8 protein-coding genes are annotated in these 12143 nt (G+C 50.4%); 6 read left to right on the forward strand and 2 right to left on the reverse strand.

Annotated features, from left to right (window positions below; all coding sequences use genetic code 11):
- Positions 1–203: 203 nt before the first annotated feature.
- The 6 genes from MHI43_RS05430 to MHI43_RS05455 all read left to right on the forward strand — a co-directional run bounded on the left by MHI43_RS05430 (position 204) and on the right by MHI43_RS05455 (position 9513).
- Positions 204–3548 (forward strand): S-layer homology domain-containing protein, encoded by a 3345-nt coding sequence (locus tag MHI43_RS05430; RefSeq protein ID WP_036661753.1) that lies wholly within the window; start codon positions 204–206, stop codon positions 3546–3548.
- A gap of 175 nt (positions 3549–3723) precedes the next feature.
- Positions 3724–5802, forward strand: a complete 2079-nt coding sequence (locus MHI43_RS05435) for an ATP-binding protein (protein ID WP_012819226.1) — start codon at positions 3724–3726, stop codon at positions 5800–5802.
- 161 nt (positions 5803–5963) lie between these two features.
- On the forward strand, positions 5964–7007 hold the full coding sequence (locus MHI43_RS05440; protein WP_012819227.1) for a WXG100 family type VII secretion target: 1044 nt from the start codon (positions 5964–5966) through the stop codon (positions 7005–7007).
- Positions 7008–7415 carry a contact-dependent growth inhibition system immunity protein gene (locus tag MHI43_RS05445; protein ID WP_012819228.1) on the forward strand — a complete coding sequence of 136 codons (408 nt, stop codon included), beginning with the start codon at positions 7008–7010 and terminating at the stop codon, positions 7413–7415. It abuts the gene before it with no gap.
- 642 nt (positions 7416–8057) lie between these two features.
- Positions 8058–8915 carry a hypothetical protein gene (locus MHI43_RS05450; protein WP_036661752.1) on the forward strand — a complete coding sequence of 286 codons (858 nt, stop codon included), beginning with the start codon at positions 8058–8060 and terminating at the stop codon, positions 8913–8915.
- A 37-nt stretch (positions 8916–8952) separates the two neighbouring features.
- The gene (locus tag MHI43_RS05455; RefSeq protein ID WP_036661751.1) at positions 8953–9513 is read left to right on the forward strand and encodes a hypothetical protein; all 561 of its coding nucleotides are present in this window, start codon (positions 8953–8955) and stop codon (positions 9511–9513) included.
- 91 nt (positions 9514–9604) lie between these two features.
- Here the strand turns inward: MHI43_RS05455 and MHI43_RS05460 are convergent, their stop codons facing one another.
- Both MHI43_RS05460 and MHI43_RS05465 read right to left on the reverse strand, forming a co-directional pair.
- Positions 9605–10393: a response regulator gene (locus MHI43_RS05460; protein ID WP_036661749.1), complete on the reverse strand. Its 789-nt coding sequence runs from the start codon at positions 10391–10393 to the stop codon at positions 9605–9607.
- Positions 10386–12086 carry a sensor histidine kinase gene (locus MHI43_RS05465; protein ID WP_036661748.1) on the reverse strand — a complete coding sequence of 567 codons (1701 nt, stop codon included), beginning with the start codon at positions 12084–12086 and terminating at the stop codon, positions 10386–10388. Before MHI43_RS05465 ends, MHI43_RS05460 begins: the two co-directional genes overlap by 8 nt.
- Positions 12087–12143 lie beyond the last annotated feature (57 nt).

A 12143-nucleotide genomic window follows, 5' to 3' on the forward strand; every position in this document is an offset into this window, starting at 1 on the left:
TAGCCGAGCGAAAACTCAGGGCCGTTCCCTGTATTCGCTCGGTTTTTCGTTATGACAGTCTCTCTATGAACTTGAAACAAAATTGAGACAGTCTCTGTTCCATTGTTATATTACACTTAATTGAAGATGTTGAAATTTATCAGATCACGTCGTGTTTCTATGACTCATCGATGATTGTACTGATGCAAAGGAGAAACCTGTTTATGAAAAAAATGTCCATTATGCTGGCAGTAACGCTCATTTTTTCGATGGTGCTTGCTCCCTTGGCTTCCGCTCAGCCGGTGGTCCGGGCTGGTAACAACTCGGTTCCGGTTGAAGCGGACGGTTGGGTGTGGGTCGGGACCGCAGAAGAACTGGCTTATATCAATCGGAATCAAGCGTCTTACCTGGATCGGAATATCCGATTGACCGGCGACATCGATATGACCGGATACGATTGGGTGCCCATAGCCGATGAAGCGACCGTCTTCAGCGGTATTTTTGACGGAAGGGGGCACTGGATTGAAGGTCTCACCATCGAGGGAGGGTCTCGGCAGTATGTCGGTTTTTTCGGCCGCGTATCGGGGACCATCCGTAACCTGGGCATTTCAGCTCAAGTCAACGGCGGCAGCTATGCCGGCGGATTGGTGGGCCATCTGTTGGGCGGTAGCATCATCAACTCGCATTCGCAGGGCTCTATTGCGAGCGGGAATATTACTGGTTACGGAGGCGTGAGCGTAGCAGGCGGCTTGGCCGGGGCGGCCAATGGCGATTCGACCATTCTTCGCTCATCTTCATCTACTGCCGTAAAGAGCGGCGATGCTTCTAATCAGTATGCCGGAGGGCTTGTCGGTTCCCAAGGTGCAGGCTCCATTAGTGACTCTTATGCCACAGGAACGGTGACCAATTCGGGTGGCGATCACTTTTTCTTTGGGGGCGGATTGGCCGGACAAATGATATACGGAACGATCACCAATAGTTATTCTTCAACTGCAATCATGCAATCCGGAAGCGTCACCTATTACACGGTGGGCGGTTTTATCGGAATCGTGACGTATTCATCCATCGACGCCTCATATTACAATAACACAGCATCGGGCCAAACCATTGGCGTGGGGGTTGGGGATATCATAGTCTCACCTCATCTCACGGGCCTTACGACCAACGAAATGAGGGAAGCATCCAATTACCAAGGCTGGGATTTCACCGATATCTGGACCGTCGATGCCGGTATTAATGGCGGATATCCTTATTTTCGTCCGGACATTTTGTCAACCGATTTACCGCGGGCGGACAAGGACACCCCTTATTCCTTGGTCCTTGAAGCTTTCGACGGCGCAAGGGGGGGCTTGACTTGGAACGCCTCCGGACTTCCTGACGGCCTAGCGTTGACGGATCACGGCATGCTCAAAGGCAGACCTACGGTGAGCGGTACGTTCCCGGTTACAGTTTCTGTGACCGATGCGGGCCAGAACACCGTTAGCGCAGTCTTAACTCTGTATGTGGATGAACCGGCACCGGACATCGACGGGCTTGCTATTCGTCCAGGCAGCGCGAACGGTTCGACGAGCGTGACGGCGGTTCCGGGTAATTCGGGGCATACGTTTGCTTATTTGCTCGGGCCAGATGCCGGTGAGCGTCCCCTATTGGGAGATGCTCTGCCTGGCGAAGCAGCCTTGTATTCGTTAGGTACGGACATTGTGGATCCAATCCCGGGTCAATATCTCCAGGTATTTGAACTGGATGCACAGCAGCGCATCCAAGCGTGGAGCGTTATCCAAGTGGAAGCGAGCCATATTCGTAACACAATCCCCGTTACGGGGGTGAGTCTGGATCAGACGACTCTGACCCTTACGGCAGGAGGTGCTTCACAGAAGCTGACATCCGTCCTTTTGCCGGCGAATGCGACGAATCAGGCGGTATCCTGGAGTTCCAGCGATTCAAGCGTCGCCCAGGTGGATCAGAGCGGTGAGGTGACGCCGGTCGCTGAAGGTACGGCGGTCGTTACGGTGACGACAATCGACGGCGGGTTCACGGCCACCGCAGCAGTGACGGTACATCCGGCTCCAACGGATACGGGGACGGTGACCGGCGCAGTCTACGGTACAGGGAATACACCGCTGGCCGGTGCAGCGGTATCGGTGGGCGGAATGAAGGATATGACCGACGCCGAGGGGAGATTTGCGCTGAATAACGTAGCGGCAGGCCGCCATGAACTCACAGTGACAGCAGCGACGTATAACGATTATGCGACAACCGTAAATGTCTTAGCTGGGGAGACGGTCGACGTAGGGCGCATCGATCTGAGAGCTGCCTATACCCCAGAACCGGAATCCCCATCCTATAGCTGGGTTCCGGTTCCTGCCCCTTCCCCTGCGCCGGACCCAAGAAAGATCGTAACGATCAACGGCAAACAAGTTCGGGTAACCGCCAAAAAAGAGCAGGAGCATGACGGGCGCACCGTTCTGAGACTGATACCGGACTCCGATCTGGTTCGGTCATGGGCCGCTGGCGGGGAGGATATCGTCATCGACATCGACAATGAGGATCCGGTGGTGAAGGTCGATCTTCCGGCTGAAGCGCTGCAGGTTCTCCTTGCGGCGAAGCCGAATGCAGCCATTCGGATTGGGGTGAACGGGGCAAGCTACAGCGTTCCGCTGCACGTGCTAAGCGACCTCCCGAACCGAGCGACCGTAACGGTTGTCATTGCGAGAATGACGGATTCTGCAAGCCGTGAGCTGGAAGAGGAATTGACCCGTCAAGGTTATGACATGCTGGCTAGGCCGACGATTTTTGAGCTATACAGCGACGGCAATGTAAAAATCGAAGCGGAAGGTACGTATTTGGAGCGCACATTCTTAATGGACGGTGCGACAGAACCCGACCATTCCACCGTCGTGCGGGTGGATGGCGCAGGGAAGCCGCGCTTCGTCCCTTCCGTTTTTGAAGGAGAGACAGCGACTTTTTATGACGTTTATAACGGCGTGTTCACCGCGGTTCGCTCCAACCGAACCTTCGGGGATATCCAGGGACATTGGGCGCAAAGCGACATCGAGCGGATGGCGAACAAGCTGATCGTGAACGGATCGGCTGACGGCACGTTTGATCCTAACCGTACGGTGACCCGCGCCGAGTTCGTCGCGATGCTCGTGCGTGCGCTCGGACTGGCCGAGAAACCGCAGCTAGCTTCCTATTCGGACGTGGGGCCGAACGAAGTTTGGTATGCCGGTGCGATAGGGGCCGCATCCGCGGCTGGTTTGATTGAAGGCTACGCCGACGGTTCGTTCCGACCGGACGCTGTGGTCACGAGAGAGCAGGTGGCGGTGATGCTGGGCAGAGCCATCCGATATGCCGGTGAGCTTCCGTCGCAGGATGCCTCTGCGTTGGAACGCTTCTCGGACCATGCCCAGGTATCCGAGTGGGCCAAGAGATCGGCTGCCGACCTGTTGGCCGCGGGCATGATCGAAGGGGTCGGGAAGGCTGCGTTCGCTCCGCAGGCGTTTGCCACGCGCGCCCAAAGCACCGTTCTCTTAAACCGAATGCTGCTCTACTTGAATTTCATGAACTGATTGCAGCCGAATAGCTGGCGCGCACATTCCAACCGAGAATGTGCGCGTTTTTTTGCGTTTATTCCGTAAGGGAGCCTATTCGTAGACTCGTAACATAGTATAGTATAAAAAAATAGCAGGTTTACTAGTTGTAAGATTCAACGGGCGAAAAGCGGATGGAGTGAGGATGTAACGAATGGAGAAGATTGCAAAACATCGCATCATCGGTTTGGATCGGGAAATGATGAGTTTCACGGATTGGCTGGCGGATCCCCGGGCGCAGACATCCATTTTTTCAATATCTGGAATTGGCGGCATTGGCAAAACAACGCTGCTGCTGCAAATGGCCCGAATGGCAAGGCAGTCCTCCGTGCGTTCCCTTTGGCTGGACGGGCAAGGAGGCTTAACGACGTCGGGCGCTTTTTTGGCGAGTCTGGAGATGAGTCTTGCAACGGAATACGGCAGAACCAGGGCTCCGGAATCCGCGCTGCTGCCATACATCGTTAACGAGCTTCAGCTGCAGCGTACCGTGTTGTTCATAGACAATGGCGAGGAGATCGAAAAGCTGGAAGGGTGGCTGTTCTCCAGCTTTCTTCCTGAGTTGAAGTCCGCCCGCGTGTTGATCGTATGTGCCTCGCGCAATGGACTGCCGCTCAAGTGGCAGACGAATCCGGAATGGAAGTCCCAAATCCAAAGGTTCCCTTTGCGGCTGTTTACGCGAGAAGAGGTCTACGATTATTTAGAAGGCAGCGGCTTGTCTGCGGAATGGCAAAGGGCTATTGCCGAGAAGACGGAAGGCCATCCGTTGTCGCTTGCCTTGACCGTGGATATGCTGCTTTCCGAGTCTGTGGCGCAGTGGGATGTATGGCGAGAGGTTCCGGCTGTATTGAGCGCCGAATTTTTACGGGAAGCGGCTTCTCCTGGCGTGTACCGCGGGCTGACGGTTTTATCGCTTCTGCCTGCAGCCGACGAGAACATGCTGAACCGGATGTTGGATACACCCTTGGAAGGGACGGACTATTACCATCTGAGGGCACTTTCGTTCGTACGGAATACGGCGGATGGGATAACGCTGCACCAGGTCGTTGCTCGGATGTTACGGGATGACTTTGCGCGCAGAAACCCCGCACAATTCGAAGCGGTTCGCCATCAGGCGTTCGTTCTGCTGGCGGAACGATTCCATTCGGTCGATCAACGGATGCAGATGCGTCTGAGCGCCCACATCTTGGAGCTGTACCGCGAATTTTTGCCCTCGGCCCATGCATATGCCAATTTCTCGTCAAGCCTGAAACCAGGCGAACAGAAGCCGTTCCGGCAGGAGGATATGCCGTATTTGCAGCGTTTTTTGAAGGCGTCTATTCGGGGTTCCGACTGGCAGTCTGAACTGGTCGACTCTGCCGATTACCCGATTTTGCTGGAGGAGATTGCAGCTCATTTTCCTGAGGGAATCTTTATCGTGCGGGACGAAAAAGGGATGCCGCTGGCGTTTTGCGCAGGCGTATGGCTGCATGCCTTAAGTATGCCCTTGTTGGAACGATATGCGCCTGGGTGCAGGGGGATGCTGGGAGAGGAGGCTTCCTCGCTGCATCGGCTTCCTCCGGAGGCGGCCGATACGATATTTGTGCTGTTATCTGCGGTAAATGCCGAACAGTCCCTGTATCGTCCCGAAGAGCTGGGAGCTTTGCTGATGCAGCAATGGCTGGTTCGCATGACCGGTGGTCTGCGGGGGATTTTGGCGGCGGGGGATCCGCAGTTGAATTCCTTATTGTCGATCCTGGGATTCAAAGCGTGCGGGAAAGCGACGGGATATGCGGGCATCGAATTGACGACATGGGAGCTAGATTTTAGGCAAACGAGCTTTGATCAGTGGATTCAGCGGATCATCCGGCAAACGGAGACAGCAGCAGGACAACCGGCATATCAGCGGGAGGATGAGTATCCCCTGGCTATTGATAGAAGCGTAATGAAGCAAATGCTGGAACGGCTGTTCGACCCGGACAAGCTGGAGGAACTCCCTGTAATTCGGCGTTTGGGTTTAGACGGGATGCAGGTGAGGGACATCATTCAAGGGATTCTGGCCGACGGACGTCCGATGGAACCTTTGACGCTGTTGGAGAAGGAAATTCTCATCGCAAGTTATCTGCGCAAGGACCGGAACAAAAGCCAGCTCGCAGCATCCTTCCATATGAGCAGAGCCACCTTTTACCGCCATATGCGTTTGGCCGAAAAACATCTGGCTTTTGTGCTAAGCGATTTGATGAGGTCCGGATTCTGAGCACGCATATACTGGGGCTTCTGTACCATATGAGAGCATGAAGGCTTGGCTCCATCCAACTGGCATACTCCCATGCCTTCAATATGAAGGACTCTGGAACCTTTTCCATATCCTAGAAGATAGATACAATAAGGTCCAATGAAACGTTGGAGAGGATGCAAATGCCTAGAATACTTGTCCCGCCCGAGGTACTGATTCGGGTATCGGAGGAAGCAGCCAGGGCAGCGGAAGAACTGGAAACGACCAAGAATCGGCTGGACCAGCAGATTACGTATATGATGTCTTCGTGGGAAGGAACGACACGTTCGAGGTTTTTCGAAGATTTTCAGCGTGCTCATGGCGAAATGAATAAAACGATTGAGCATTTACGGATCATCGGCCAGGAATTGAAGGCCATTGCTTTCCGGTTCATCTCAGCGGATATGCGTGAAGATATCATGATTGCGGCATCGGCAGCGGGCGCTGCGAACGAGCCCAAAACGTTCTGGGACCATGCGGGGGACTTCTGGCAGGGGCTGCAGACCGGGGCGAAATCCGTGGCAAATTCGGTAAAGGATACGGCTACATCCTTGGTGGAAGACCCGCTTGGCACTGCCAAGGACATGGCCTATAATGCAACTATCGGGACGGCGGAAGAGATCATCGACACGGCGGTTTGGGGAGGCAAAATGATTTTTGATGCCGATACCCGGGAGAAATTTGCCTCAGACATCGAGGATTCGGGCGGCGCGTCCAATTATATGGGGCAGCAGGCTGCCATGATCCTGGCTGGCTTGGCCACCCGCCGGATCGGCGTGAAGACCCACCCGCACCTGAAGCATGATTCGGGTGGGGATGGGGGGAAGGTTGAGGGGACACCGAAGGCTCCTATTGTGGAAGAGCTATCAAGGGCTCAAAATAGAAACCTTGAAACTTTAGATAACATAGTTGATAAGCATCTTACTGAAATGGACTTTTCGGGAACCTTAAGAGATTTGCAAGGGAATCCTGTTCCCAAAAGAGACGGAGGGTATTGGAACCATCTTCAGGAAATGCAAGATTCTTATAAGGGTCTTAGTAAAATAAAACGCGGGCTTGAAGGGTCTTTACAAAACCCGAATTTATCAGACTCCACTAGAAAAACACTGCAAGATGCTTTAAACAAAGCAAACTTAAATCTGAGAAAAATTGAGGATTTATTTGAACCGTTTGGAGGATTGAAATAAATGAGTCAAACCATTAAAGAGATTTATTCATTGAATCAAAACAATCAGAATGCTGAACCTGAGTATGCATTGGATACATGGTATGCTAGACTAATTAATAAAACAGCGGACGAGATTGATTTGGAAGATGTATCGAGGATGTTAACTCAGAATGTATTTATTGACCTTGGCATAAAAAAAGCGATGGAAATCTTATCGGAGGATCCGATTGCTGGCGTATTTTATGATGGTCAATTGCTGGAGTTACTTAGTGCTGTCGATTTAGATGACTTTAAAGATTTGTCCCAGCTTAAACTTCTTCTACAGAAGATTAATAACAATCTTTCTAATTTAGATTGGAGTAGTGAAGAGGATCAGATAGAGTTCAATGAGTTGTTAACCAATTTTTTGAATAAGATTAATCTGTAATAAAACTTGAGAAATACGTGAAAGTTCAAAAAGCTTATTCCAACTTGACGATGAGTTAGGAATAAGCTTTTTTTTTGTAAGTTAGTAAAAATGATAACACATTCTTTATTTTAATCTGATCAATTTGGTAATCGTCGTGATAATCCCGAAATGGATGACAACACAGGCAACATTTTTACCAAGTGAAAATCCAAGACTGCTCCCTGTATCGTTCATTTTTTTGTTTTGGTAGACTTTCTTGAAGTTGAAAAAGATTGTAAGGTAACTAGATTGAAGCCCTGAAAAAAGGAGACAAGATACATATTTGGTTCTATTTTATCTCGGAAGTTGCCTCGAGTTATCAGGGGTAAAGGAAATAGTTGAGCGCTTATTTGAGAATGAACAGGTCTCCCCCAAAAAAGACGTGACATGGAAATGACCGCACGGCGATCCTTCCCATCACGTCTTTTTGCGTGGACTATCCTTTATTAGGCAGCTGATAGAGCTGTGCCTGGTCCTCGAAGAGTAACCGATGCAAAACATGAGAAGTTTTATGCTTGCTGTCGATGCCAATTAAGAACTGCGTTTGTGCCGATAAAAAGAGGAAAAAACATCATATATTCGAATATACTCTAGAAACCATAAGAAGAGAGGGATACGCTGATGAATATGCAGACGCTAGCAGAGAAAACGAGTGCCGGCGTGTTTAACGATATCCTACAACGTGACTTTTCGCAGGACATGATTTCGGAATTGGAACAGATGAACGCAGTCCAATTGGAAAACAAATTGAAAGACATATTAGCAGTACCAATAGATATATCCAAGGAGAGAGTATTCGAATATCTTCAACTGTATTATTCAGCATCCTGGCAGAATCTCTTCACGGAGCTGAATGTGCCCCGTGCTTTAAGTCTTTTGGAAGTCGGTGCAGGCGATGTCATTTACATTCCCAAGGCATTAGACGCCTATTCTCATGAAGCGGGGTCATACGTGACGGCCAACCTCAATAGGGACCTGACACGAAATTTCCAGGAGAAAACGAAAGGAATGGACGTCAGCATACGGGTTGTCGAGGACGATGCCGCCAATATCGGTTTATATTATCCGGAGTCCTCTTTTGACGTTGTCGCTTATCACCACGCTATTAACGATATCATCCAGACCATTATTGCTGAACGTGAGGGCATTGATACAGTAAATCAAGATTGGTGGACGATCGAACCTCTCATGCTGCAAGCGGTGATGGATTATCACCGCAAAGGTACGCTAAAAGATGCAGCGTATCAGGCGTTTATCCAAATCATAGACACAAGCTGTAAGCAGTTAAAAAGCGGAGGATACATGATATTCGATAACATTACCTATGCCGGATATGATGAAATGGGTTATTCCTCCGAATTTCACAACGACTATATACAACTGGCTAGAAGTTGGATCAGCGAAGCGAATCTAGGTCTGGAAGAGATCGAAGTCGATTCGTATGATAAACAATGGTGGATGATATGGAGAAAAGTATGAGCTCCTTATCGAAGTCATTGTCAGGAGGGATTTAGTAGTGAGTAAGCCGGTTATGCAGGTCGCTCTGGTCGTCGGACCGGATTGCGATATGGAGAGCCAAGCCGTAAGGGCGGCTCTGGAGTATTTCGGGGTGCGCGTCTTTACATACTGGATCGGGAGGCCGAATGATCTGATCTCCGTCTTGTCAGGCGATGATCTATATGAAGGCACCGATATGATGTTGTTGAACTTTCACGGGGATGAGGGCAGCATGATCATGCCGGAGCTTGGCGAAGAGGTATACGATGAGGATGAGCCGAGGGGCGGCTTCGGGCCAAGCGAGATTATGCGATATGCGAGGCTGGACGGGAAGACGGTCATCGCGAACGGCTGCTCGCTGGGGGATCCAGCCCTGGCCGACGCTTTCCTGGATCGGGGCTGCAGGATGTATATCGGGCCGGATGACTATCCGGACGGCAACGATGCGCTGATGTTCGTTCTCCGGCTGTTCTATGAGATCGTTCAGCAAGGACGGGACGTGAGGGAAGCCTTTGCGCAAGCGGTGGCGATGAGTAGTGAGCTATCCATGTACCGGCTGTATGAACGACAGGAATCATAGATAAAGATTCTACACCCCTGCTCATGCCTAGCAGGGGTGTGTGTGCAAATATAAGTACGATAGAGTACCTCTAGTAACTAGATTCCCCGTTCTATCCATTCTTCTCCTCGAAATATTCCTGATACTGGCTCGGCGTGACGTGGGCGTACTTCTTGAAGATGCTGATAAAATACTTGTAATCACTGAATCCGATATCCTGCGCGATGGTATAGACCTTGTTGTCGCCTGACTTCAGTAACTCGATCGATTTCTGGATACGGTAACGGTTAAGAAATTCATTGAAGGTATAGCTTGTCTCTGCCTTGAATTTCTGGTTCAGGTAATAAGCGCTTAAGCCGAGCTCTTCCACGAGGTCATGAATGCTGATCTTCTTGGCATAGTTCTCCTGAACATAGGCGATCATTTTGGACACGTATTTCGAGGTTTTGGTTTCCTTCTCCAGAAATTTGCTGTTCAAAATCTCTTCTTTTTCCTGCGGATGATTCGAAATTACTTCATATTTGCGGATTAAATCCACTTTGGCTTTGGCTGATTCGAGTGCCGCTACCAGCTGATCATCCTCTAAGGGCTTCACCAGGAATTCGGTGACCCCTAGCTGAAGTGCCTGCTGCGCCAGGTGGAATTCATTATAACCGGAGATAATGATGCTGCTGAAGGTATGCTGCCGCAGTCCTTCCCGAATCATCGAGATGCCGTCCATAATCGGCATGGTGATGTCGGTTATGACGATATCCGGCTTCAGCTCGCAGATCTTCTCGTAGCCGTCCTGTCCGTTCAGTCCTTCTTCAATGACGATGCAATCGTATTGAACCCAATCGATGCTGAACCGGATGCCCCGGCGAATCATTTCCTCATCTTCGACCAGCAGTACTTTAAACATGATATTCACTCCATTCGTAAGGAATCGTAAGGACGACACAGGTGCCTTTTCCTGGGGTGCTGTCAATCTGGATGCCGGACGCTTCGCCATATAGAAGCACCAAACGGCGATGAACGTTGTACAGCCCGATATGCTGCGTCGTGTTTGTCTGGCTTTGCAGTATCTGGTTCACTTCCTGCAGTCTCTCTTTACTCATGCCTTGCCCGTTGTCGCGAACCTCGAGAATGAGCTTGCCGGCGGAGGTGTAGATGTTAATCTCGATCAGCACATCACTTTGATTCTCATACCCATATTTGATAGCGTTTTCGATAATCGGCTGCAGCAGAAGCTTGGGGACGTATACATCCAGCGTTTCCTCCGCAACGGTAATCCGATAGTCCAGCCGGTCATTGAACCGGATTTGCTGCAGCTTCAGGTAATCCTGGACATAATTCATGTCATTCTTCAACTGGACGCTGCGGTCATGTCCGATGCTGTAACGAAGCAAACGGGATAGGATCAGCACGATCTCCTGGGCTTGATTCGCGTCAATCTTAATGGCATAGCGCAGCGTTTCGAGCACATTAAAAATAAAATGCGGATGGAACTGCGATTGCAGCTGCTTCACCTCGATAATCGTGCGGAGCTCCGACAGCTCTTTATTTTTCTCGATCAATTCCTTCAGCCGATCCAGCATCACGTTGTACTCATTGCCGAGTATTTGAAACTCGTCATTCGTCTGAATGTCGACATAACCGTTAAAGTTCCCTTCGCGCAGCTGGGCCAAAGCGTGTATGAGTTTATCGATCGATTCGGAATTGCGCGCCGACATTTTGTTCGCCAGGAACTGGATCAAGACCCATAGCAGCAGGCTGGCTGCAAGAACAAAGAAAGAAACTGTATAATAGGTGTATTGCTCCGATTTGTAGGAATTCAGCGTAATGACTTGAATCGGCGTGCCAGGAATTCGTTTGGAATATTTGTAGTACTTGCCCCCGTTCAGCAGAACATGTCCCTTGTTATCGACCTTTGGGTTGAATTTATTAAGCACGCCTTTGGTCACATTGCTTGTCGTGGCAATAATGGTGTTGTGTTCATCGGTGATCAGGGCGATTTCATTATTCTGCTCGAAAATCACCTTCTGAATGTCCGATTCGTACAGTTGATAGATGATATAACCTATCGTCTGCTGGTCCTTCACGATGGCTTTGCCGAACGTGTAGCTCGTATCGCGGTCATGCGAATAGCGGAAGCTGTTCATTTCGGTTAGCGTGTCGCCGGGCCGCTGTTCAATCCGGTGAATGAGATTGCCGAAGGCAAAGTTGGAATACAGCGAATCCGCCGGGGCGGAACTGGCGAGGAAGACGCCATCCGTATTGACGATATGAAAAATACTCTTGATCTTCTGCCGGTTGTTGAAATCATAGAACTCGGAATATACTTGTTCGCTGCCCAGATGGGAGCTTACATAGTTGATTACGGTTGGAGATTCGGCCATCCGCTGAATCTCCTCCTCATACTGCCGATATACGCCGGATATGGACTGGCTGATGGACTGGGCGGCTTCGGTCGTTTTTTGGGTTAAGTTCAAACGGCCGTTCATAATCGTGAACGCCAAGAACAATACGATTAAGATGGAGAAGGGGATCATCGCATAGACGCGAAACAAATGACGGGTGGATTCCTTGAAATTACGATAAGGTGTTGGTTTCATGCTGCCCTCCATCTGCGATAAGAACCTCGATCCTATTATACCGACTCGCGGTTAACC

Origin of the sequence: Paenibacillus sp. FSL H8-0457, from assembly GCF_038051935.1 — a bacterium.
In the GTDB taxonomy this organism is placed as follows: Bacteria; Bacillota; Bacilli; order Paenibacillales; family Paenibacillaceae; genus Paenibacillus_AQ; species Paenibacillus_AQ lautus_A.